The organism is Streptococcus peroris ATCC 700780 (assembly GCF_000187585.1).
Taxonomy (GTDB): Bacteria; Bacillota; Bacilli; order Lactobacillales; family Streptococcaceae; genus Streptococcus; species Streptococcus peroris.
This window is the reverse complement of the sequence record NZ_GL732463.1, coordinates 360,960-384,894: the sequence shown is the minus strand read 5'-3', so window position 1 is coordinate 384,894 and position 23,935 is coordinate 360,960. Positions and strand designations below refer to the sequence as shown.

The window sequence follows — 23,935 nt, the reverse complement described above, 5'->3', positions numbered from 1 at the left end:
TTACCATCCAATCTCATAGGCAGTCTGAGGCTGATCGTTGGTCACAACTTGGGTAATCTTGCCACTATTGACACGAATGATGGTTCTGGCCATATCCGCAATATTTTGGTTGTGTGTCACCATGATTAAGGTAAAGCCTAGCTTTTCCTTCAACTTCCAGATATAGTCCAGAATCTTGCGCCCTGTTTCTTCATCCAGGGCTCCCGTCGGCTCATCTAAGAAAAGAATCTCTGGCTTTTTAGCCAAGGCCCGAGCAATGGATACTCTCTGCTGTTCCCCACCAGACAATTCACTTGGATACTTGTCCAACTTATCGCCAAGTCCCAAATCCTCGATAATTTGCAAAAAATCATGATTGTTTGCCAGGTCAGCTCCCATCTTTACATTTTGTCTGACCGTCAAATTAGGCAATAAATAATACTGCTGAAAAATAAAGGCAATCTTCTCACGTCTAAAGGCTGTCAATTGAACATCCGTGAGCTGCGATAAATCCTGTCCTTGAATGAGGATATGCCCCTCGTCTACCTTTTCTAATCCGGATAATACGTTTAATAGAGTGGACTTTCCTGATCCAGAAGGACCTAGGATAACTACATCATCCTGGTCTTGAATCTGCAAATCAATCCCTTTTAAGACCTTTGTTTGGCCATAGCTTTTGTGAACATTTTCTAGTTGAATCATTTCTTTCCTACCATTTCTTTGATGAGAGATTGACAAACTTCTGTCAATAAACCAATCACTTCTTCCATGCTGAACAGATAAATACCAGAAGCAACCATAGAGGCCATACCGTGTGAGTAGATAAATAGATGCTGGTACAAGCGACTAGCCTCCTCTAGCGTCAACGGATAGTCTGCGACAATCGAATCCAGAACCAATTGGTAACTATGATCCTTCATGGGAAGAAAATCTTGAAAGCGACGAATCGGATCTTTGCTAGGATTTTGGAAAAGTAATTGAAAGAGTTGCGGCTCTTTTGAGGCGAACAGGATATAAGCAACCCCGACAGATCGAAAAGGCTTCTCATCTTCTAAAGCCTTTCGTATATACTCCACCACCACCATCTCCGCAGCAACAATAACCTCTGCTTGTAACTCAGCCATATTTGCAAATTGCCCAAAAATGACTCTTGGTGTGGCTCCCAATTTCTCTGCTAATGCTCGAGCCGTCAAACTAGCTATTCCCTCTTCTCTCACCAATTGTAAAGCTGTCCCAATCATAGCCTCTTTACTAAATTTAACTTTTGGTGGCATAAGACTCCTTTAACGCAACATTTGTTGCGCAACGTTTGTTACCTAAAAGATTACCATAACAAAGAAAACTTGTCAAGAAAAATCTGTAAAGCATAGAACAAAAAAACCAGCCCACTGATACAAGTGACGTCTGGTATACTAAATCTAGTCCCGAAGATTCGAACGGCGCTTGAAAACTTTACCCAGCAGAAGCTCACACTAGCCATAGCCATAGATATCCGTTAGATTAAGGTGTTGATGCCAATCGACAAGGCCGCCTCCACCTCATCTTCACTCATCTGGCTGATCAGCATCATCCTAAGGACAATGATTAACAAATGCTCATTTTCAGCAACATCCATATAGTTCATGTCCTTCTCCTTTTCATTCTTTTTTCATTATAAAGTAAAGAAGACCAGACAGCAATGAATTCGTAAAACAAAAACACCTCCAGTATTCACTGAAGGTGTCTCTTTTAGTGATAGCTTAGAGCACGTTTGATAGTCTTCCACGGTCCGAGGTCATCGGTCTGGAGGATTAAGCTCGCATAGATACGGGCAATAAGCACTGTTCCCACGACGGTAAAGAGGACCGCAATTCCTAAAGAAGCCCAAGATTCAAGACCAGTCGCATAGCCATTGATGGTACGGAAAGGCATGAAGAAGGTTGAGATAAAAGGAATGTACGAACCGATCTTCAATAAGAAGACATCTCCGGCACTTCCCAAGGCGGTTACCCCAAAGAAACTAAAGATGACTAACATCATCAGTGGCGAAATCGCTTTTCCCGAATCTTCAGGTCGTGCTACTGTGGAGCCTAAGAAAGCAGAGAGCACCACATACATAAAGATCCCAGTAATAATGAAGAAGACCGTATTAAGCGAAATCGACTCTGCTAGGTGCTGGGTAATCGGAGAGTTTGGCGCGAGGATATCCTTGACAACAGGGATATCTGCTCTAAAGATCCAAACAGTTACCAAACCAATCACATAGACAAAAATGTGGGTAAAAATCACTCCGAAGAGTCCGAGCATGCGTGCAAAGAAATAGTCGGTTGCTTTGATACTGGAGAAGACCACTTCCATGATCTTGGTTCCCTTTTCGCTGGCCACTTCTTGGGCTGTGATACTAGAGTAGAAGATTAATATCATATAAAGCAACATTCCCAGACCACCTGCAACCATGGTTTGTACCATTTTCAAGCCTTCTTTTTTTTCATCAATTTTTTCTTTGAGAGAAACCTGTTGAGACAAGGCCGTGACTTGTTCTTTGCTTAGATTGGCACGCGCTAGATTGATTCCTTGTTGGACTTGGCTTAACTTCGCAGAGACAAGGCTTTTCAATTCTGTTTTCATGGCTTGGTCGCCCACATAAGTAGCTTCTAGCTGGCCATTTTTTTCATCTACCGTTAGGTAAGCAGCGGCTTTTTCATCCTTGATGGCTTTTTTAGCTGCAGCTTCATCTTTGTAGTCCAAGGTCAATCCATCGGTCCCTTTGAGGCTTTCTTTGACAGCTGGCAGTTCTGTTACCAAGGCCACCTGGTTCTTCGCATCTGTAGAAGAATCCGTCAAATAACCGATTCCGACGCCCAATCCTAAAAAAAGGAAAGGGCCCAAGACCATGAAGAGAAAACTCCATGATTTCACTTGTCTGATATAGGTTTCTTTCATTACGACAAACATCTGCTTCATACTTCTACTCCTGATTCAAGTTTAAAGATTTCATCAATAGTTGGAGCTTGGTGGTCAAAGGTCGCAAGGTAGTGGCCCTTGGTCAAGCGATCAAATAATTCTGGACCAGCTGATGCGTCATCCAAGATCAGCTTCCAAGTCCCTTGCTTAGTCATGCTAACCTTAGTCACGTGTGGGAGAGCTTCTAGCTCTTCTTTGCTAAAGTCGTCAGAGACAAAGAGTCGCGTTTTGCCGTATTGATTACGAACATCTTGGACTGGTCCATGCAAGACGACACGCCCATCACGAATCATAAGGATATCATCACATAGCTCTTCGACATTGGTCATGACGTGGTCTGAAAAGATAATGGTTGCACCACGTTCTTTTTCTTTGAGGATAACCTGCTTGAGCAATTCAGTATTGACTGGATCCAGGCCACTAAAAGGTTCATCTAGAATGATCAGATCTGGTTCATGCATTAAAGTAATGATCAGCTGAATCTTTTGTTGATTCCCTTTTGAGAGGCTCTTAATTTTATCAGTTAATTTCCCTTTTACTTGGAGTTTTTCCATCCAGATCGGTAATTTTTCCTTGACCTCAGCGGTGCTCATCCCTTTTAAGGTAGCCAAATAACGAACTTGTTCAAGGACTGTTAACTTAGGCATGAGACTTCGTTCTTCAGGGAGATAACCAATGCGAGCATAGCTTTCCTGATGAATATCTTGACCATCAAACTGAATCTCCCCTTGGTAGTCTATAAATTTCAAAATACTGTGGAAAATAGTAGTTTTCCCAGCTCCATTTTTACCAACCAACCCCAAAATACGCCCTGGTCGTGCTTGAATGTCAACACCAAACAAAACTTGCTTAGGCCCAAAACTTTTCTCTAGATTTCTTACTTCGAGCATTACCTACTCCTTTAAATTTATTATACTAATTATAATTTTTTAAAGTAGATATTGCAAGGATTTACTTACATTTTTATTGATAGGATGTACTGCCAATCTTTTATATCAAAATGAATAAGATTAAACTTTATTTTATTTCCAATGATAGGTATTTACAAAGACAAAAAAATCCATCCTTCAGGATGGATTTTAGACTGTTAACGCACTTCTGCATTCACTTTTTCTTCAAGCGATGCTTGGATTTTTTCCATGTAGCGAGCGACTTCTTCGTCTGTCAAGCTATCTTCTGGATTTTGGAAGGTCAAGCTATAAGCCATAGACTTCATACCAAGTCCTAGTTTTTCACCTGAGAAGACGTCAAAGAGTTTGATAGCTGTCAAACGTTTCACGCCTGCAGATTTGATGGCATCAACTACATCTTGGTGAGTCACTTCTGCTTTGAGGAGAAGGGCGATATCGCGGCTCACCGCTGGGAATTTGGTGATTTCCACAAATGGACTAGCTGGTTGAAGAGCTGCTTCAATAGCCGAAAGGTTGAGCTCAGCTACATAAGTCTCTGGGATATCATAAGCCTTAGCTGTTACAGGGTGGACTTGTCCCAAGACCCCAATCACTTGGTCCCCTAGTGAGATCAAGGCTGTACGTCCTGGGTGAAGGCTAGCGATTTCAGAGGTTGCTGTATAAGTCACTTCAAGACCCAAACGAGCAAAGAGGGCTTCAAGGATTCCCTTGGCATAGAAGAAGTCAACCGGAACGGCTGCAGTTTGGAAGTCTTTCTCAGCGACTAAACCAGTCAAGGCAAAAGCAAAGCTATTAATTTCATTTGGCAAGTCTTCTTTTGGATTACCAGTTTGCTCAAAGACTTTTCCAATCTCATAAAGAGCCAAATTCTTGTTCTTACGTGCGACGTTGTAGGCAACTGTATCCAAGATACCTGAAATCATGTTTTGACGGAGGACTGAGCGATCCACTGTCATTGGCCACATGAGTTCAGTTAGATTACTTGGTTGAATCGTAAACTCTACTGCTTTTTCAGGAGTTGTCAGTGCATAAGTGATGATTTCTGTCAATCCAGCCCCTTCAGCAATGGTACGAACTTGGCGACGCAATTTTTGAGTTGCTGTCAAAGCACCAGCTGTACCATCAGAAACTGGAAGACTAGCTGGCAAGCGATCATAACCGTAGATCCGAGCGATTTCTTCAAAGAGGTCTGCTTCAATCGAAATATCCCAACGACGACGAGGCACGCTCACTGTAAAGCTTTCTGCATTTCCAGAAAGGCCAAATCCAAGACGGCGGAAGACATCTTCTACATCTACGTAGGAGAGCTCAGTACCAAGGACACGGTTAACGTCTGCAAGAGTCGAAGAAACTTCTACATCAGAAGTGTCCAACTGTCCTGCTGAAACGATACCTTTACGCACAGTCGCACCTGCAAGCTCTGCAATCAAGCTCGCTGCCGCATCTAAGGCTTCATTAACGGTTGCCACGTTAATCCCTTTTTCAAAACGAGAAGACGATTCAGAACGAAGGTTAAGGCGACCACTGGTCTTACGGATTGAAGTTCCATCAAAGACGGCAGCTTCAAGGACAACACGAGTAGATTTTTCAGAGATTTCTGTAGCCTCTCCACCCATGACACCTGCAAGGGCTACTGGTTTGTCTGTGACAGTGATGACCAAGTCAGCTTCTGCAAGTTCACGCTCTTCTCCATCCAAGGTCACCAATTTTTCACCAGCACGTGCTTCACGCACACGAATCTCGCTTCCTTCAAAGGTATCCAAGTCAAAGGCATGCATTGGTTGACCAAAGTAAAGCAAGATATAGTTGGTCACGTCGACGACATTGTTAATCGGACGGATGCCTTCGTTCATGAGGAGATTTTGCAACCATTGTGGACTTGGTGCGATGGTCACATTGTCCAAGATACGAGTTGCATAGTAAGGAGCCTTGTCTGTATCAATGCTGACAGAAAGAGCATCCGCTGCATCTTGGTCTGTTTCTGTTAAAGTAAATTCTTTGAAGTTGACTGCCTTGTCATAGATAGCTGCTACTTCGTACGCTACTCCACGCATAGAAAGGGCATCTGCACGGTTTGGAGTGATAGAAAGCTCGATGATTTCATCATCCAAGTCGAGGTAAGAGAAGACTTCCTCACCTGGTACGGCATCTTGAGGCAAGATTTGAATGCCATCTGCGAATTCTTTTGGTACAACGGAGTCAGAAATCCCTAATTCACCAAGTGAACAGATCATCCCAAGGGATTCCAACTCTCGGATTTTTCCTTTTTTAATCTTGTAGTTATCAGCGATACGAGCACCTGGAAGAGCCACCATTACCTTGATGCCTGCACGCACATTTGGTGCTCCACAGACGATTTGACGAGCTTCTTCTTCACCCACATTGACTTGGCAGACATGAAGGTGTGTTTCTGGCACATCTTCACAAGTCAAGACTTCTCCGACGACAATTTTTGAGAGACCAGCAGCAGGTGATTCCACACCTTCTACTTCGATCCCTGTGGTTGACATTTTTTCAGCCAACTCTTCTGATGGTACATCAATGTCCACCAATTCTTTTAACCATTTGTATGATACTAACATAATTCTGAGCATAAGATCTCAATAAGTGAGACCTTTTTCAATTCCTTTCTTTTTCTTCGAGTCAGTCCTCACCATTTCTCGGCGAGAGAAAATGACTAGAACTGTATAGGACTGTATTTCAGGTTTCAATCTTATTTAAACTGTTCTGAGAAGCGGACATCCCCTTGGTAAAATCCACGGATATCGTTGATTCCGTAACGGAGCATAGCAACACGTTCTTGTCCAAGACCAAAGGCAAATCCTGAATAGACTGTTGAATCAATGCCACTCATCTCAAGGACGCGTGGGTGAACCATACCGGCCCCCATAATTTCAATCCAACCAGTTTTCTTACAGACATTACATCCCGCTCTACAACATTTGAAGCAAGAAACGTCCACTTCAACCGATGGCTCGGTAAATGGGAAGTAAGATGGACGCAGACGGATTTGACGTTCTGCACCAAACATCTTTTGCACGATCAACTGAAGCGTTCCTTGAAGGTCAGCCATGGAAATGTTTTTCCCAACAACCAAACCTTCGATTTGGTGGAATTGGTGACTGTGGGTTGCATCGTCTGTATCACGACGAAAGACACGTCCTGGTGAAATCATCTTCAATGGACCTTTAGAAAAATCATGAGCATCCATGGCACGCGCCTGAACTGGAGACGTGTGAGTACGAAGCAAGATTTCATCTGTGATATAGAAAGTGTCTTGCATATCACGGGCTGGGTGGTCCTTTGGAAGATTCATACGCTCAAAATTGTAGTAGTCTTGCTCCACTTCAAATCCATCCACGACTTGATAACCCATCCCGATGAAAATATCTTCGATTTCTTCACTTGTTTGTGTAAGAATGTGACGGTGACCAGTTGCAACTGGACGACCTGGAAGTGTCACATCGATACTCTCACTAGCAAGTTTAGCTGCAACTTTCTTTTCTTCCAAAAGTTTAGCTGTTTCTTCAAAGGCAGCTGTTAAGACGTCGCGAGCCTCATTTACGTGTTTCCCAATAACAGGACGCATTTCAGCGGACACATCCTTCATCCCTTTAAGAATTTCAGTCAGTGATCCTTTTTTACCAAGGACAGAAACGCGCAATTCTTGTAGTTCTTTTTCATTTTCAGCAGAAATCTGCTTCAAGCTGGCTAGCGTTTCTTCACGAAGCGCTTTTAATTGTTCTTCAATAGTTGACATAATTCCTCCATCAGTCTCTCCTAGATGAAAAGAAAACCACGTATCAAAAACTCCACTCGGAGCGTTGACACGCGGTACCATCCGTTTTCATCTGACAAGTCAGACCTTCATTTCTAAATCTATATGCAAGTGAATTCACTCAACTTTCATGCAAAAGGCTTTCAGTCACGGCCTTTCTCCCTGTTTCACTTCCCTTAAGCTACTAGTCTTGCAGATTCCTATTTAATTACTATTTATTTTATCAAATTCCAAGCATTCTTGCAAGATATTTAGTGACTAATCAACATAGTCCCCACCTTCAAAGCCATAATACTCTTCCAAACTAAGGCCACTTGCAGCAATTTCTTTAGCTTCTTTGCCGACGTAGCGAAGATGCCATTCCTCAGCCATATAACCTGTTTCTTTTTCCTTACCTTTGAGATAGCGAACGACAAAACCATAGTCAGCTGCATGATCTAACAACCATTGGGCAGCCTTGGGTTCTGTAACTAGGTCACCATTTGTTCCAATTATGTCAAAGGCGAGACCAGTTTGATGTTCACTGTACCCAGGTCTTGCAGAATAGCGGTCAGCCCCAGCTTTACCATCTTTTGTGACATAATCTTGATACAGTTTGACTTGATTCTCATAGCTTCTAAAGCCACTATAGTGATCACTAATTGGAAAACCTGCTTCCTGCATTGCTTTAATGAGTTTCATCAGCTGAGCTTTAGCTGTGGGATTTTCACCTGGATTATAATCTTTGGACATAGGATAATGCTTATTAGCCACAACAATCTCATCGTACTTTCCTTGAATGCTGTAGTGATCTCCTTTATCTACTACTTCTGCTTTCTTTTGACCAGCTTCCTGAGACTTACTTCCGGCAGTTCCTTCTTTAACAGTTGCTTGTTCTGAGGTCCCTTTTGCGTTAGGACTCGCTGACTTTTCTTGCGAACAAGCCACTAATGTCAAGGCTAACAAGCCTGATAAGACTAGATATCTCTTTTTCATGGTTTATCCTTTCATACGATAACTTTGTCCAATTCAACAGATAAAGATTGGATTAAGTGTTCTAATTGTTGAGATTGTACCTGGCAATCTTCTGCTACCATCTCTTCCCACGGCACCCACCAGACTGGACCACGACCGTTAAGACCGTGTCCTTTCATATCACCCTCTCGTCTAGGGAAAATATGCCAGTGAGCGTGAGCATCTCCATTTCCTAACAACTCTACATTCATCTTTTGAGCAGAGAAGGCCTTAGAAACTGCTTCCTGAACCAGACTCATTTCCTCTAAAAAGCGAAGCTTGACAGGAACTTCCATATGGTGTAATTCTGTGACATGTTCCTTAGCTAAGAAAAGAGTGTAACCTTCAAAATACTGATGGTCTCCAATGACAACATAGCCTGTTTCCAACTCCCTCACAAAGTAGGGATTGTCACCAGTCTTGATGAGTTCAATTCGATCACAAATCAAACACATATCAGTCCACCAACTCACTCTTGAGATAAGCATCCACCATACGCTCAGTAGCGAGAACAGAATCAATATGAGTACGCTCGTAAGAGTGACTAGACTCGATCCCTGCACCGAGTAGTGCGTGCTTGACTTCTGCTCCAGCTGACATGGCTGCAGAAGCATCTGAACCATAAAATGGATAGATATCGAGTTTAAATGGAATGTCTTGCTCTTTTGCTAGAGCAACCAAATGTTGGCGGAATTCATAGTGATAAGGACCTGAAGCATCCTTGACACAGATAGAGACTGTGTACTCGTCTGTCTGCTGATCGTCACCCATTGCTCCCATATCCACAGCCAAATATTCGACAACTTGACTAGGAATACTTGAGTTAGCACCATGCCCCACTTCTTCAAAGACTGAAAAAGCAAAATGCGTAGTGACTGGAAGCTTAACTCCCTCTTCTTTATAGACTTTGAGGAGATTGAGAAGAATGGCTGCGCTGGCCTTGTCATCCAAATGACGAGACTTGATAAAGCCTGTCTCTGTCACGACTGTTCGTGGATCAAAGCTGATAAAATCTCCAACTTCGATACCAAGTGCCCGTGTTTCTTTTTCGTTGGTCACTTTTTCATCCAAACGCACTTCCATATTGTCCTGCGTGCGTTCGGCAGTTCCAGCGTCCTTGTATACGTGACAAGAAGTTTGGTGGATCAAAATCGTACCTGAAACAGTTTTACCTGTACTAGCTACATGGACAGTACAGTTTTCACCTTCAATCATGTTCCAAGGATAACCACCGATACGGTCCATCTTGAGACGACCATCCGGTTTAACAGCACGAACAATGGCACCCAAGGTATCCACATGGGCAGTGACATAACGCTGTTGCTCGTCATTTTTTCCTTTAACAGTAACGTTGACACCACCTTTAGCAGTACGGATTGGTTGATAACCAAGATTTTCTAATGTCTCAACTAAATAATCCGTAATTTCACGCGTAAAACCTGTTGGGGACGCGATAGCCGTTAGTTCTTTGATATAATTTACAGTTTGATTCATTCATTCACCTCTTTTAACCATTATATCACTTTTCCCCTTTAAGTATGTGTTAAAAAAGGAAACATCTGAAATGCTTTGATAATAAAAGGAGGTTATGGTATAATGAAGCAAGTTCTCTTATGAAAGGAAATACAATGAACAAATATTTTAAAACTGCTCTTTGCTTAGCTTTACCATTAGCCATCTTGTTAGGATGTTCTAAGCAATCATCAACCACTTCTTCTAGCTCAGCAAAAAGTGAAACTACACAGATAGACTCTACTAGTCAACAAACTACAGAAAACAAGTCTGAAGTAAGAACAGTGACCTTTGTAAATGATACTCATAGTGATCTTCATTCTACTTTAACCTACATTGTAGATGGAGATAACGTATTGAAACATTCAGGTCATAATGTCTATGACCCAGTGGCTATCGGCACGACTGCAGAAACTCTTAAAGCATCCGTTGAAGAAGCTTATAAAGGGTATGAAGGCCTCAAAGGTGTTACTCAAAGCATCGAAATTAAAGACGGAAAAGTCGTTCAACATACTGAAATTGACTTCACAGTTGCAAGTCTTGACGAACTTAAAAAAGCCTTACCAGATGAATACTCTGGTATTGGTGACAGTGTTAGCTTTAGCGCCTCTGAGAAAATGTTAAAAAATCTTGGATACACTGAAAAAACAAATTAAAAGTAATAGAAAAAACTTGGCTTATGCCAAGTTTTTTATTCCATCTCAAAAGCTTCACTCTTCTGTTTATTTGGAAGAACAAGAGATAGTAAAATCCCAATAATCGCTGGTACTAACCATGGCAAGGAAGCCTTAGCAAATGGTAGAGCATTCACAATGTTGACAAGGAAGGTCACTTCAAATGAACTTCCCAAGACACTAGCTACGGCAATAGCTGTAACAAGACCCATCGTCAATTGCATGCCTGGTTTTGAAAGTGGTACAAACTTGTTTACAATCACAATCATAACAATCACAATGGTAATTGGATACAAGATAACTAGGACAGGGATAGAATATTTGATGATTGCATCAAGACCGAGGTTGGCAATTGCAAAACCAATCAAGGTAAAGACAGTCGCATAAACCTTATAGCTGAGTTGTGGGAAACGTCCGTTAAAGAATTCCGCAGTTGAAACAATCAAACCTACAGTCGTTGTGAAGCAAGTTACTGTTACCATGGCTGCTAGGAATAATTGAGCTGTTGAACCAAAGATTTCTTGGGTCGCTTGTGACAAGATATAAACCCCTGGAGTTCCACCCTTCATCGCTTCTTCTGTCATCGGGAAGTGATTTCCAAGGAAACCTAGGCCAATGTATAGAGCACTAAAGCCAAGCGCTACGACAATTCCGACTACCCAAATGGTTGAGATGTACTCTTTTTTACTCGAAAATCCAAGTTGTTTCAAGGTTTCAACCGCGATTACACTAAAGGCAACAGATGCGAGAGCATCTAGAGTATTGTATCCTTCAAGGAATCCTGCTCCAAATGCTGAAGCTTGATAAGCTACTGTAGCTGTTTGTGGAGCATTTCCACCATATTTGAGGACTCCAAGGATTACCAAGATGATAATTAAGAGGGCAAAAACTGGAGTCAAAACACGACCGATACGATCCAAAATCTTTGAAGGATTAAGGGAGATAAGATAAGCAGCAACAAAGTAAAGAATGGTAAAGATAATCAAACCAAAACTTTTTCCTTCTTGGTCCAAGAGTGGACTGATCCCTACTTCAAATGATGTTGTTGCTGTACGCGGAATCGCAAAGAATGGACCAATCGATAAGTACAAGGCTGCCAGATAAATGGTCGCAAACCATGGTGAAATTTTCTTAGAAATCTCATAGATATAGCCCTTAGGATTAAGTGTCCCGATAATCAAGGTTAAAACGGCAATCCCGACACCCGAAAATACAAAACCTGCAATAGCAGGTAGGAAGTTTTCTCCAGACTGTGCGCCCAGAGTTGGAGGGAAAATCAAGTTACCTGCTCCAAAAAATATTCCAAACAGAAGTAATCCTGTTAAAGCACCTTTTTTAGCCATAAACTCTCCTTATTACAAAATAAAATACTTTCCTAGTATAACATGATTAAAGGCAAGAAAAGGCTGTCACGGACTAATTCTAAAATGTTTTCAATTTTCGGAATTTTAGAGCAAAAAAAATTCCCTTTGGGACCTTTTCTTAATTTCGGCTCCAAAGAGAGTTTTCTTATTCTAAAGCATCCATGCCACCTTGGACATTGATAACGTCATAGCCTTGTTCTGATAGAAATTGGCAAGCACGTGCCGAACGCTTTCCTGACTTGCAAATCACATAGTAAGACTGGCTTTTATCCAGTTGATCATAAGTATCAGCCAATTGACTGAGAGGAAAATTACGAGCGGCTTCTAAATGAAGAACCTCAAATTCCTCTACTTCTCTGACATCCAGCACAGAAAGTGACTCTGTCTGATAAAGCTGGTAAAAATCGTTAAAAGTAATTTCTTTCATTTTGCTTCTCCGAGAATTTTGTGAATTCTATCTTTCAAGTCAGGCAAGACCTCTTCCTCAAACCAAGGATTTTTTTTCATCCAGATTTGATTACGAGGAGAAGGGTGTACCAGAGGGAAATAATCAGGCAAATAATCCTTAAACCGATGTACACGGTCCGTTACCTTGCCACTGACCTTTTCGTGCAGATAGTAAGCTTGGGCATATTGTCCAATCAAGAGTGTCAATTGGATATCCGGCAATTCCTTCAAGAGTTCTGGATGCCATTTTTCTGCAAAGCCTGGACGAGGTGGTAGATCACCAGATTTGCCATGACCTGGAAAATAGAAATCCATGGGCATGACTGCAAAGTAACCTGAATTATAAAACGTGTCTTCGTCCACACCCAACCACTCTCGTAAGCGGTCGCCACTTTTATCCTTCCAGTAAAGCCCAGCTTCCTGAGTTTTAAGACCAGGTGCCTGCCCAATAATATTAATACGAGCTGTTTTTGGTGCTGCAAATAGTGGTTCGATTCCTTGTTTCGTATAACTTTCATTCTGTGGATCTGTCATAATAGCTTGCTTGATGGTTTCTATGTGAGACATTTGTTTCCCCTCCAAAAAGAAGTCCAAGCATAAAATCTCAGACTTCTATACGTTTATTTGATCAATTCGTAAATAGCTTCAGCATAGATGGCTGCTGCGCGGAAAAGATCATCCAAGGCGATAAATTCGTTGGCTTGGTGCATAGTGTCGATAGAATCTGGGAACATAGCACCGTAAGCTACACCGCGTTCCAAAAGACGTCCAAAGGTTCCACCACCGATGACTTGTTCATGACCTTTAAGTCCAGTTTGCTTTTCATAAACATCGAGCAAAGTTTTAACAAGAGGATCTTCCATTGGAACATAATGAGGAGTATGTTCATGCTCAGAAAGGCTGACAGAAACAACTGGCAAGTTTTCAAGGACTCCTTTGATTTGTTCAGGACTTGTTCCTTTTGGATAACGGAAGTTAAGGGCAATAGTATTGTCAGCACTAGCTTCGTCAAAGCGGAAGACACCAGCATTCATAGAAAGGGCACCCATCTTTTCATCCACATGAGCCACTTTCAAGTTTTTACCTTCGTGGTCATTTAAGAGGATCTTACCAGCAATGTCGAGGTAGTCTTTTGCAGGTCCAGCAAAGTCAAACTGGCTAAGGAAGAGGGCAAGGTAAGTTGCACCATTGACACCTGAAGCAGGCATAGCACCATGGGCTGATTTACCAATTACAGTAACCTTGTACTGACCGTTCTCTTCTTGGATTTCTCCTCTGAGTTTGTGTTCTGCAACGAAAGCGTCTAGCTTGCCTTGCAAGTCAGCTAAGTCTCCTGAAATAACTGCCGTTGCTGATTCTGGCACCATGTTTTCACGCAAACCACCTGTAAAGCTATGAAGACGCGCTGCTCCTTTATTTTCACCTGCAAAGTGGAGATACTCTGTGATATTTCCCTTTTCACCATTGATGATAGGGAATTCCGCATCTGGAGAGAAACCAAAGTCTGGTTTTTCAAGTCCTACATGCTCAAAGTAGTAGTCCATATCTCCCCAACCTGATTCTTCGTCTGTTCCCACGATGAAACGTACCTTCTTTGAAGTTGGAAGGCCAAGTTCCTTGATAATTTTCAAACCATAGTAACATGCTGTAGTTGGTCCCTTGTCATCAGAAGCCCCACGCGCATAGAGGCGACCATCTTTGATAGTTGGAGTATATGGATCCGTATCCCAACCACTACCAGCAGGTACCACATCTAAGTGAGCAAAAATTCCAAGAACTTCCTTACCTTCACCAAATTCAAAATGTCCTGCGTAGTTATCTACATTTTTCGTTGGGTAGCCATCACGATCTGCGATTTCAAGAAATTTCTCCAAGGCTTTTACAGGGCCAGGTCCAAAAGGATGTGCTGCGTCTACCTTACTGTCATCACGTTCTGAGTTGATCTCCAAGAGGCTAAACAAGTCAGCCAAGAGGTCTTCTTTGCGTTTTTCTACTTCTGCTTTAAAATCAATTGTTGTCATTTTTTCCTCCTATCTTTTTTCGATAATTTCATCTACTGGCAAACGGTAACTTGGTTCCAATTTTTCATCTGTATATCCCACTGTGATCAAAAGCTCTGGTCGGAAGCGGTCTTCGATTTCCAAAACTTCATTGGCTTTTGATTTATCAAAACCAAGAATAATATTTGAACCAATTCCTTGGTCTGTAAGGGCAAGAACCAAATTCATAGCTACCAAACCTGCATTTAGAGACAAGTAATCACTGACTTGTTGTTCATCGTAGCGAGCAAACTCAGCTGGGAGATTCTTCATATAGTACTGAAGCTGTTCTTCAGAAAAATTCTTGGCACCACCAATACGTGCAATCTTGCGAGCACGCTGAGAAAGATCAGTATCTGTAAACAAAGCAATAGTAACTGGCGCTTCTGATACTTGTTCAAAATTTGCACCATAGGCTAATTTTGCTAACTCAGCATTTTTCTCACGAACCACGACAAATTTCCAAGGCTGACTGTTGTGAGCGCTTGGGGCCAAGGTTGCGATTTCAATAGCTGTTCGAACATCCTTGGGATCAACCGATTTATCAATAAAATGCTTGGTTGCATGACGTTTTTTATTTAACTCAAGAAATTTCATAATTGATTTCCTTTTCTAATTCTACTGCTTCCATTCTACCACATTCTGAAAGAGCTTGCAGAGATTTTTCATTGACTACAAAAAATCAAAATAATTCTTCACATCTTCCTTATACCCATGCTTTTCAATTAGACTAGCTAACAAATCTCTATTATGTCCTTGGTAATTGTCCTCTCGTCGTAATTCTTCATACATTTCAATAAAAGGAAGACCTTTGATCTTAGCTGATTCTAGCTCTGCTTCATAATCATAGGCAACCTTACGAAATTGGATATTGACCAATTCACCATTTTCAACCTCAATTAAGGCATACTGGGCTCGATGATTTTTTAGCCCTTCCCAATCAAAATAAGGCATACCAATCGAACCTGGATTAAGGATTTGTTGACCTCTACTACCGTAACGTAGAAGCTGTTTATGGACATGTCCATAGACGGCTACATCAGTAGTTTCATCAAGTAGCTGGTCAAATTTTTCGGTATTATTTTCAACCAGCAGATCACCACCATAATTTTTCTCAGGCAAATTATGAGAAAGTGAGAAGCGCAAGCCTTCGATTTCTTTCTTGGCTATCATAGGTAGCTTTCTCAACCAATCAATTTGCTCTGGGTTTAGGCGCTCCATCAAATACTGAGTCATCCTGAGAAGCTGAATTTCTTGAGGATCCTCTAAACCATATTGCCCATCTAAAGCCTCTAAAACACAATCATCCCAGTTTCCTCGAACGGATGCTGTAATGGGTAGGCCTTTCAAAAGAGCCACCAAGTCATTTGCTCCCGGCCCAGGAAGAAAAATATCTCCCAAAAGCCAATATTCAGTCGCTCCCAAATTTTTAGCGTCCTCAAGTACTCCAGCTAAGGCCGTCGTGTTGCCATGTATGTCTGATAAAATTGCAATCTTATGGTTCATTTTCTGCTCTTTCTTTAGTGGATAGCTTTCGGTTTATTCAATCCACTCTTATATTTTTTACTTTTCTTCATTATAGCATAAAATAGCTAGAAGATTTTCGCTTTCCCATATTCTCACCAATATTCTTTTAAAAATATGTCAAAAATAGTTGATATTTTGTTTTTAAAAGAATATACTATAGTCAAATATATGTGACATAATCTAAAAAGGAGGAAGCATGAACCGTGTGAAAGAATTCCGCAAGGAACTGGGAAAGTCCCAACTCGAACTTGCCAAGGATATCGGTGTCTCTAGGCAAACCATCAACATGATTGAAAATGACAAGTACAATCCTACTCTAGAACTCTGTCTCAATCTCGCCCGTAGCCTCCAGACAGACCTCAACAATCTCTTTTGGGAGGATGATTTTTAACAAAAGGAGTAAAAATGAAAAAAGAAACCTTCACTGAAAAACTTATGAAACGGACCTATGGCATTTCAGGACCACTTGATGAACACAAACAACGCGAGGCTGAACGCATTGGAAATAAAATCTTTATGGTTCTCTTTTACCTCATGATTTTTGGAAATCTCATTCCCTTTGTCCTTGCTTATAAATATCCCCAAATGGTCGCTTTCGGATATCCAATCATTATTTTTATGATTTCCATGATTTGTGCAATCTATGTCACCACTCAAACCAAAAAAACTGGTATTACTGCTATTGACCCTGATATGTTGAACCAGAAAGAAAAGAAACAGTTACGCTACCCTGGCCTTAAAGCCGGACTTGTCTATGGAGTTTTGATGTTCTTTGGAATGCCTCTTCTCAATGTCTTGACGGATGATAGCAAAAACTATCTTACCTCTCTTTTTAATATGGGACATTTTAAATCAATACTTTTCGCAGCTTTCTTTTTTGGATTGATGATGCAAATTGTCGTCTGGCTTCGCATTCGAAAAGCCAAGGAAAATCAAGACGACTAATAGGAGGAAACTTATGAAATCACTACAAAATTTAATTCTCAGCCATATTTTGGTCAGCATTTTTGTTACCTTTTTCCTAGTTTATGGCCATATTACGCGTCCTTTTCTGATCATCTTCCTCTTAGCTCTTCCTGTCTTGAACAAAGGACAAAGATTTCAGAAAATCAAATCAAAAAAAATACGCCTCCTAAACGCATCTCTCTGCTTTATCCTCATATCTCTCCCACAACTGATAACGAATTCTATGGATTGGAGATATCTACTATTTCTAACCATCTGTATTATTTTTAGTCTAGTCTACTTCTATACTCTCTATCAACTCTTTAAAGAAGTTAATCAAAAACAAGGTTATTAAGAGGTCCCTACCATGAAAAAAGAAGACTTAACCACTCGCTTAGTTCGAAATTTCTTTCATATCCAAGGACCCTTTGATGAATGCCGTCAAGAGGTCATCTATAAGGCTTGCGCCCGTTCCATGGTCCAAATCTTTTACTCTTCCTTCCTTCTCTTCCTGTTCTATCTATTGTTTGGGCGCTTTATAGAGATAGTTCGAATGGCTATGCCTTATCTCTACTTCTTGATGATTTTTGCCCTCAGTCTCAAGGCAAGATATTCTACTAGAGGACTCCACTTAGAAGATGATGATCAATCCGAGATTCCACAAATCACTTACAGCAAGCGTCAAATTAAGTTAAGAAGTTGGTTAGTTGGAACTAGCATCCCAACTCTCTACTTATTCATACTATTTTCCAAAAAAGTAATCCTTGAAAATCACTCCATTACAGATTTCTTTTTGCAGTTTCTGGAACTCAAAATGATCGCTTTTTTCCTACTAGTAGGACTCGGAGTAGGAACAATCTTTGGTACTATGACTTATTATTTTTTATCCGAACATGAAGAACAGTAGGTATAAGCTGAACTAATTGATACTCAATGAAAATCACAGAGCAAACTAGGAAGCTAGCCGCAAGCTGTACTTGAGTACGGTAAGGCGACGCTGACGTGGTTTGAATTTGATTTTCGAAGAGTATGATTCTGTCTATTATCGACAACAAAACCCTAACACTTCTTCGTGCTAGGGGTGATTTTAGTTTCTTAAATAGCGCATATATTCTACCAATACGTAGATGAGGATTGTTAAACAAATGATAGTTTCTACCCAAACGAGGAGGTTAAGGACCGGAAACTGTAGAATGCCTTGGGCCATTTTCAATGAAGTTACCGTGATAATCGTTGGGAAAGTTAGGGCTGAAAAGGATGGTTGGAAGCCTTGCTTTAAAATCCTTTGCAAGCGACTAAGGACAAAGAAAAAGAAAGCCTGTGATGCAAGGATCATGATTACTAAACTCCAGTTAGGCAGACTAGGACCTCCAACTCGGATAAGGGCAGCTAAAAGGAGAGAAAATGGAGCACAATAGATTCCTTCTTGTCCCAGTAAAGCCAGTGGTAATGGATTTCTTTTCAAATCTTGATAAATCAGAGGATAAAGGATAAATGTTAAGATAAAACCAAAAATCCAAGCTCCATAGGCAATCCCGACAATGCCCACCACTGGGTAGGTCAAGGTCGCTACTGCTATTCCCACATATAGAACTGTCCAACTTGGTGTAGAACTAGACCTTGGTTTTATAAAAACATAGGCCATCGTAAAATACAGAATCAAGCAAACATCAAGTAGAAAAGAAAACCACCAGAGAGCTTGAGGCAAAAGGCTCATCATAGTTGGCAGAACTCGCAGTAGATAGGCTGATAAAATCATCCCTGCCATAGGAAAAGGTGCCATTGCCGATAAAATAGGAGCTTTCTTTAGTTCCTGCTTACTTTCTTGCCAGTGATGCAGATGACTCGCTAAGAAATAAACCCATAATATCAATCCTGATAAACTAAAGACGTGAGACAATAACGGAAAAGTATCCAAAATCAGATTGCCTGCTCCAGCTAATCCCAATAAACAACCTGAAAAAGCCAAGGGGAGTTTTTTCATGTAGACCTCCAAGAATCATATTAATCTCAGTATAGCATAAAAACGCTTAAAAAAGCATTCAAAAATAGAGTCTGAAAGGTTCAGACTCTATTTTTTCTATTCCTTAAGCATAAGGTTGCAATTCTGGATTAATTGGTGTGTTAGCTAGGTTGTTGGCATAGTTACAGAGAGTTGCCAAACTGACACCAAGAACGACATCCAAGGCATTTTGTTGGGTATATCCAGCTTCAAGGAATTCACCAAGAGCTTCATCTCCTACACGCCCTTTGGTATTGATGACTGCCAAGGTAAACTTAGCAAGAGTATCAAGCTTCGGATCAGTTTCAATCGGAGTTCGATTGCGAAGGGCTTGGAGAAGGTCATCATTCATCTGGATTTGCTTGATAGAAAAGGCGGTGTGCCCTGCGACACAAAAGGCGCACCCATTGGTTACAGCTGCAGTGATTTGTACAACTTCTCGCTCTACTGGTGTCAAGCTATTGCGACGATTGATAGCCCCAACCGTGCGATACGTTTCGAGGGCTGTTGGAGCATTTGCTAAAAGTCCGATGAGGTTGGGAATGTAGCCATTATTGTCCTTTTGTACAGTCTCAAGAACTTCTTTGACTTCTGCTGGTGCTGATTCTACGGTATGGATAGTAAATGTTGACATAAAAAACCTCTTTTCATTTTCTTGTCATTTAGTCTATCATAGAATCTCCCCCTTGGATAATATATATTTTTAATTGTATTGATAGGATTTCTTTATGAAAAAATCACACAAAATGTGTGATTAACTTATTTAGCAAAATACTTCTTAGTCTCAGCGATAACCACTGGAGACAAGGCCAGGATAGCAATCAAGTTTGGAAGAGCCATGAGGGCATTGACGATATCCGCAATGACCCAGACCATATCTAATTCGATAAAGCCCCCCAGTAAGACCATGGCAACAAAGACCACACGATAGATCCAGATAAAGCGAACACCAAAAAGGAATTCAAAACAACGTTCCCCATAGTAATTCCACCCCAAGATAGTGGTAAAGGCAAACAAAACTAGGAAAATGGTCAAAAGAGATGGTCCCAAATCTGAAAAGACGGTTGAAAAAGCAGACTGAGTAAGAGCAACCCCATCTAAATGACCATTCCAAACACCCGTCACCAAGATGGTCAAACCAGTCAAGGTACAGATAATCAAGGTATCAATAAAGGTACCAGTCATGGAAATCAAACCTTGCTCCACTGGTTCATTTGTCTTAGCAGCTGCAGCCGCAATGGGAGCCGAACCCAAGCCAGATTCATTTGAGAAAACCCCACGCGCCACACCATTTTGGATAGCCATCCGAACACTGGCACCTGCAAAACCTCCAAGTGCAGCCACTGGGCTAAAAGCTGATGTGAAGATCAAAGCAAGTGTGCTAGGGATTTTCTCCATATTAAAGAAAATGACAGTAAGAGTTCCCAAGATATAGACAATAGCCATAAAGGGAACAACTGTAGTAGAAACTTTAGAGATTGAACGAAGACCGCCAAATACCGCCATTCCTACAAATACTGCAAGTACTAAAGCTGTGATTCCCTTGGGAATACTTACGGTATTGAACACAGATTCTGTAATCGAATTCACTTGCGTAAAAGTCCCAATTCCTAAAAGTGCTACTAATACTCCTGCAATGGCAAAGAAGATTGCAAGTGGTCGCCACTTTTCTCCCATTCCTAGAAGGATATAGTGCATCGGTCCTCCCGCTACTGCACCATGGTCATCCTTGGTCCGGTATTTAATGGCAAGTAGTCCTTCCGCATATTTGGTTGCCATTCCAAAGAAAGCGGCCATCCACATCCAAAAAAGAGCTCCTGGTCCACCAACTTTGATAGCCGTCGCAACCCCAATGATATTACCAGTACCAACGGTAGCGGCTAAAGCTGTACAAAGAGCCGCAAAACTCGATACATCTCCATGCCCCTTATCCTTGATAAAAATAAGCTGGAAGGCCTTAGGGAGACGCAGAATTTGTAAGAGTCCTAAACGAAGAGTCAAATAAATCCCTGTACCAACCAGTAAAATCAAAAGGGGAGGTCCCCAAGCAAAAGCATCAATCGCTTTGAGCAATCCTAACATTCTATTCTCCTATCTTCTCAACCCCAAAAGAAAGAGCACATGCAAGATACATGTACTCTGGAATGCCTTGATAAATGCTTAAAAGCGGTCTATCCTAGCTCTGTCCTTTTACCTGAGAGTTTGAGCAGTTGCCTGCCTTGCCCCTTCGGTGCCATTACGGTCTCTCCAGAGTTCCGTCCATTTACAGTCACGAAAAATCTAACGTTTTTGCGTTTCTATTAAACTTCATTCGGTGTTGTATTTAATTTTTACTTATTTTACAAGAAAAATTAGTTCTTGTCAATTGTTTTCAGAAAGTTTTATTAAAATTTTCAATTATACTTACTTTAACCCTTAAAGGTTACGATGGTGGCACCACTACCACCTGCATTTTGAGGAGCGTAGCCAAAGGTCTTGACATGTTTATTCCTTTGCAGATATTTGGTGACTCCCTCTCGGATAACTCCCGTACCAATCCCATGAATGATATCTACTTGAGCCATGTTGTTGAGCAGGGCTTGGTCGATAAAGGCATCCAATTCACTCATAGCTTCCTCATAACGTTTGCCACGAAGGTCTAGTCTAGCACGTGGTCCTTTTCCTACTGCACGTTTGACGACGTTGACTTGTTTCTTCTTGACTGGTGCTTCTTGTTGAACTTGAACCAAGTCAAACTCATTCTCCTCAAGCGTCATCTTAATCAAGCCGACTTGGGCTTCCCAACGACCATCCTTGAGTTGATTGGTCAAGGTACCTCGTTGACCATAACTTAAAACGATGATATCATCTCCAACTTTTGGGGCTCGTTTTTTCTTGGCCTTTTGAAGGACCTTGTTTTTAGAAAGGTCAACTTTTTCAGGGGCTAATTTCTTAAGCTTAGCCTTGGCCTCAATGATTTCATGCGGTTTCAGTTGAGATTTACTATGAAGATTTTTAAGAATATCATCACTCTCAGAAAGCGCCAATTCAACAATTTCAGCAGCCTGTTCACGCGCCTTATTGAGTTCGGTTTCTTTCTCACGGTTGAGCTCGTTGTAGAGTTTTTTAAGCGCACGGTTCATCTTGAGATTTTCCTGCTCAACTTCTCGAATATTGTCCAGACGTTTGCGACTTTCAAGCGTTTGTTCTTCCAATTGTTCAATGATGCGATTGACATCATTGTCTTGGTCAATTTGCTTACTAGCGTCACCTACAATAACATCTGACAAACCCAGTCGTTTAGCAATCTCAAAGGCGTTGCTTCGACCTGGAACTCCTTGCATAAAGCGATAGGTCGGGCGCAAGCTAGCTGTATCAAACTCCATGCTGGCATTTTGAACATAGGCAGTTTCAATTCCGTAGGCCTTGAGTTCAGGATAGTGAGTAGTCGCCATGGTCTTGACCTGACGTAAGCGTAGGTCTTCTAGGATAGACATGGCAAGTGCTGCCCCTTCTTGGGGATCTGTACCTGCCCCAAGTTCATCTAGCAGTAAGAGCGAATGTTGGTTGACTTTACCCAAAATATCAACGATATTGGTCATATGACTAGAGAAGGTTGAAAGACTCTGCTCAATGGATTGTTCATCCCCGATATCTGCAAAAATTTCCTCAAAAATCCCTACACGACTGCCCTTATCGGCTAGAATCGGCAGACCAGACTGAGCCATGATCTGTGTCAAGCCTAAGGTTTTGAGCATGATGGTCTTACCACCAGTATTGGGACCAGTGATGACGATTGCTGTCAAATCTTTCCCAAAATGCACATCATTTGCGACAGCATTTTGTACCAAAGGATGGCGAACATGGAGAAGTTGAATCTCCTGTTCCTCAGAAACTTGAGGTACCACTGCTTCCGTCTCTTGGATAAAGCGAACCTTGGCACGAATCAGGTCCAAATGTCCAATAATCCAGGCATCATTAGCGATTTCAGCTGCGTGTGGTCTTACTCGTTCAGAGAGCTCTTGAAGGATACGCATCATCTCATAGCGTTCATCTGCACGAAGACTTGCAATATCCTCACTTAGCTTGACTACTTCACGCGGTTCGATATAGACAGTGTTCCCACTGGCAGAAATATCGTGAACGACCCCAGCAATCTTATTCCGATAAGTATTTTTGACTGGAAGAACCTGGCGACCATTTCTACTAGCAACAATTCCTTCTGTCAGCATTTGCCCCTTCTGCTTAAGTAAATCTTGCAAAACATCACGTACTTGACTTTCTCTATCATGGATTTTCCGGCGGATTCGCGCTAATTCTTCACTAGCGAAATTCTCAATAAATCCAGCTTCGTTGATGGCTTGAAGATTGCCCTGTAGATGTGGGAAGTCATGAAGTTTCTCAAACCAGTTAGCCAGATGATCCAAGCGTACATTTTCAAGATTGTCATAGAAGTTTTTCAGTTCACGACTGGCAAATATGACACGCTTGAGAAGAAGAAATTCTTCGATGTTAAGATCAGCACCCATTTCCAAACGTTTGCAAGTAGCTACAATATCTTTCGTTCCTAAGATAGTGAAATGCGGATGCTCGACAAAAAGATCCTGCATCTCCTTCATCTCTGCAAAAGCCTGTTTAATTTTATCAGCTTTATCCGTTGGAGCAAGTTCTTTCAACTGCTCTTGACCTTGTTCCGTCAAAAGATGAGGTTCAAATAAAGCCTTGACCTTGTTATATTCTAACGTTTCTAGTATTTTTGTATTCATCTTATTTCCTTAGTAAAAAAGTTATGGCTTTTCTTATTTTCAACTCTTTAAATCAATCTCTTACTTTTCGAAATTG

General features: G+C 41.4%; 25 protein-coding genes and 1 riboswitch. Of the genes, 5 read left to right on the top strand and 20 right to left on the bottom strand.

Features of this window, described 5'->3' with window-relative positions; all coding sequences use genetic code 11:
- From HMPREF9180_RS03840 to HMPREF9180_RS03795, 10 genes are all read right to left on the bottom strand, one after another.
- A complete protein-coding gene (locus HMPREF9180_RS03840) occupies positions 1 to 681 on the bottom strand; it encodes an ABC transporter ATP-binding protein (RefSeq protein WP_006145133.1) in 681 nt (226 codons plus the stop codon).
- Positions 678 to 1,253, bottom strand: a complete 576-nt coding sequence (locus HMPREF9180_RS03835; protein ID WP_006145132.1) for a TetR/AcrR family transcriptional regulator — start codon at positions 1,251 to 1,253, stop codon at positions 678 to 680. The genes HMPREF9180_RS03840 and HMPREF9180_RS03835 overlap by 4 nt, the downstream gene beginning before the upstream one ends.
- A 221-nt stretch (positions 1,254 to 1,474) precedes the next feature.
- Positions 1,475 to 1,603, bottom strand: a complete 129-nt coding sequence (locus tag HMPREF9180_RS10275; RefSeq protein ID WP_225750637.1) for a glutamyl-tRNA amidotransferase — start codon at positions 1,601 to 1,603, stop codon at positions 1,475 to 1,477.
- A 104-nt stretch (positions 1,604 to 1,707) separates the two neighbouring features.
- Positions 1,708 to 2,922 (bottom strand): ABC transporter permease, encoded by a 1,215-nt coding sequence (locus tag HMPREF9180_RS03825; protein WP_006145130.1) that lies wholly within the window; start codon positions 2,920 to 2,922, stop codon positions 1,708 to 1,710.
- Positions 2,919 to 3,812, bottom strand: a complete 894-nt coding sequence (locus HMPREF9180_RS03820; protein ID WP_006145129.1) for an ABC transporter ATP-binding protein — start codon at positions 3,810 to 3,812, stop codon at positions 2,919 to 2,921. Before HMPREF9180_RS03820 ends, HMPREF9180_RS03825 begins: the two co-directional genes overlap by 4 nt.
- A gap of 197 nt (positions 3,813 to 4,009) precedes the next feature.
- Complete coding sequence (gene pheT, locus HMPREF9180_RS03815) at positions 4,010 to 6,415, bottom strand: phenylalanine--tRNA ligase subunit beta (protein ID WP_025168619.1); 2,406 nt, start codon at positions 6,413 to 6,415, stop codon at positions 4,010 to 4,012.
- A 131-nt stretch (positions 6,416 to 6,546) separates the two neighbouring features.
- The gene (pheS, locus tag HMPREF9180_RS03810; protein ID WP_025168618.1) at positions 6,547 to 7,593 is read right to left on the bottom strand and encodes a phenylalanine--tRNA ligase subunit alpha; all 1,047 of its coding nucleotides are present in this window, start codon (positions 7,591 to 7,593) and stop codon (positions 6,547 to 6,549) included.
- Between the two features lie 276 nt (positions 7,594 to 7,869).
- Entirely contained in the window at positions 7,870 to 8,586 is a 717-nt protein-coding gene (gene ldcB, locus HMPREF9180_RS03805; protein ID WP_006145126.1) for an LD-carboxypeptidase LdcB/DacB, read from the bottom strand.
- Positions 8,587 to 8,597: 11 nt separating this feature from the next.
- Complete coding sequence (locus tag HMPREF9180_RS03800) at positions 8,598 to 9,059, bottom strand: HIT family protein (protein ID WP_006145125.1); 462 nt, start codon at positions 9,057 to 9,059, stop codon at positions 8,598 to 8,600.
- Between the two features lies 1 nt (position 9,060).
- Entirely contained in the window at positions 9,061 to 10,098 is a 1,038-nt protein-coding gene (locus tag HMPREF9180_RS03795) for a M42 family metallopeptidase (RefSeq protein ID WP_006145124.1), read from the bottom strand.
- Positions 10,099 to 10,232: 134 nt separating this feature from the next.
- Between HMPREF9180_RS03795 and HMPREF9180_RS03790 the strand changes: the two genes are divergently transcribed.
- Positions 10,233 to 10,772 (top strand): DUF1307 domain-containing protein, encoded by a 540-nt coding sequence (locus tag HMPREF9180_RS03790; RefSeq protein WP_025168617.1) that lies wholly within the window; start codon positions 10,233 to 10,235, stop codon positions 10,770 to 10,772.
- 35 nt (positions 10,773 to 10,807) lie between these two features.
- On the opposite strand, the gene brnQ is transcribed toward HMPREF9180_RS03790, so the two are convergent.
- The 6 genes from brnQ to HMPREF9180_RS03760 all read right to left on the bottom strand — a co-directional run bounded on the left by brnQ (position 10,808) and on the right by HMPREF9180_RS03760 (position 16,146).
- A complete protein-coding gene (gene brnQ / locus HMPREF9180_RS03785) occupies positions 10,808 to 12,133 on the bottom strand; it encodes a branched-chain amino acid transport system II carrier protein (protein ID WP_006145122.1) in 1,326 nt (441 codons plus the stop codon).
- Between the two features lie 166 nt (positions 12,134 to 12,299).
- Entirely contained in the window at positions 12,300 to 12,581 is a 282-nt protein-coding gene (locus HMPREF9180_RS03780; RefSeq protein WP_006145121.1) for a rhodanese-like domain-containing protein, read from the bottom strand.
- Positions 12,578 to 13,168 (bottom strand): uracil-DNA glycosylase family protein, encoded by a 591-nt coding sequence (locus HMPREF9180_RS03775; protein WP_025168616.1) that lies wholly within the window; start codon positions 13,166 to 13,168, stop codon positions 12,578 to 12,580. The genes HMPREF9180_RS03780 and HMPREF9180_RS03775 overlap by 4 nt, the downstream gene beginning before the upstream one ends.
- 53 nt (positions 13,169 to 13,221) lie before the next feature.
- Entirely contained in the window at positions 13,222 to 14,622 is a 1,401-nt protein-coding gene (pepV, locus tag HMPREF9180_RS03770) for a dipeptidase PepV (RefSeq protein ID WP_006145118.1), read from the bottom strand.
- A gap of 9 nt (positions 14,623 to 14,631) precedes the next feature.
- A complete protein-coding gene (locus HMPREF9180_RS03765; protein ID WP_006145116.1) occupies positions 14,632 to 15,237 on the bottom strand; it encodes a nitroreductase family protein in 606 nt (201 codons plus the stop codon).
- Between the two features lie 75 nt (positions 15,238 to 15,312).
- Positions 15,313 to 16,146, bottom strand: coding sequence for a metallophosphoesterase family protein (locus HMPREF9180_RS03760; protein WP_006145115.1), 834 nt, complete (start codon positions 16,144 to 16,146; stop codon positions 15,313 to 15,315).
- Positions 16,147 to 16,363: 217 nt separating this feature from the next.
- Between HMPREF9180_RS03760 and HMPREF9180_RS03755 the strand changes: the two genes are divergently transcribed.
- From HMPREF9180_RS03755 to HMPREF9180_RS03740, 4 genes are read left to right on the top strand one after another with little or no spacing between them, the layout of a single operon-like run.
- Complete coding sequence (locus HMPREF9180_RS03755; RefSeq protein ID WP_006145114.1) at positions 16,364 to 16,558, top strand: helix-turn-helix transcriptional regulator; 195 nt, start codon at positions 16,364 to 16,366, stop codon at positions 16,556 to 16,558.
- A 14-nt stretch (positions 16,559 to 16,572) separates the two neighbouring features.
- The gene (locus HMPREF9180_RS03750; protein ID WP_006145113.1) at positions 16,573 to 17,112 is read left to right on the top strand and encodes a DUF3278 domain-containing protein; all 540 of its coding nucleotides are present in this window, start codon (positions 16,573 to 16,575) and stop codon (positions 17,110 to 17,112) included.
- Between the two features lie 13 nt (positions 17,113 to 17,125).
- Positions 17,126 to 17,467, top strand: a complete 342-nt coding sequence (locus tag HMPREF9180_RS10430) for a hypothetical protein (protein ID WP_006145112.1) — start codon at positions 17,126 to 17,128, stop codon at positions 17,465 to 17,467.
- 12 nt (positions 17,468 to 17,479) lie between these two features.
- Positions 17,480 to 18,019: a DUF3278 domain-containing protein gene (locus tag HMPREF9180_RS03740; protein WP_006145111.1), complete on the top strand. Its 540-nt coding sequence runs from the start codon at positions 17,480 to 17,482 to the stop codon at positions 18,017 to 18,019.
- A gap of 180 nt (positions 18,020 to 18,199) precedes the next feature.
- Here the strand turns inward: HMPREF9180_RS03740 and HMPREF9180_RS03735 are convergent, their stop codons facing one another.
- From HMPREF9180_RS03735 to HMPREF9180_RS03720, 4 genes are all read right to left on the bottom strand, one after another.
- Entirely contained in the window at positions 18,200 to 19,096 is an 897-nt protein-coding gene (locus HMPREF9180_RS03735) for a TDT family transporter (RefSeq protein WP_006145110.1), read from the bottom strand.
- Positions 19,097 to 19,199: 103 nt separating this feature from the next.
- Positions 19,200 to 19,748 carry a carboxymuconolactone decarboxylase family protein gene (locus tag HMPREF9180_RS03730; RefSeq protein WP_006145109.1) on the bottom strand — a complete coding sequence of 183 codons (549 nt, stop codon included), beginning with the start codon at positions 19,746 to 19,748 and terminating at the stop codon, positions 19,200 to 19,202.
- 125 nt (positions 19,749 to 19,873) lie between these two features.
- Positions 19,874 to 21,196 (bottom strand): alanine/glycine:cation symporter family protein, encoded by a 1,323-nt coding sequence (locus tag HMPREF9180_RS03725; RefSeq protein ID WP_006145108.1) that lies wholly within the window; start codon positions 21,194 to 21,196, stop codon positions 19,874 to 19,876.
- Between the two features lie 90 nt (positions 21,197 to 21,286).
- A riboswitch (glycine riboswitch) is annotated at positions 21,287 to 21,375 on the bottom strand.
- Positions 21,376 to 21,522: 147 nt separating this feature from the next.
- On the bottom strand, positions 21,523 to 23,859 hold the full coding sequence (locus HMPREF9180_RS03720; RefSeq protein WP_006145107.1) for an endonuclease MutS2: 2,337 nt from the start codon (positions 23,857 to 23,859) through the stop codon (positions 21,523 to 21,525).
- Positions 23,860 to 23,935 lie beyond the last annotated feature (76 nt).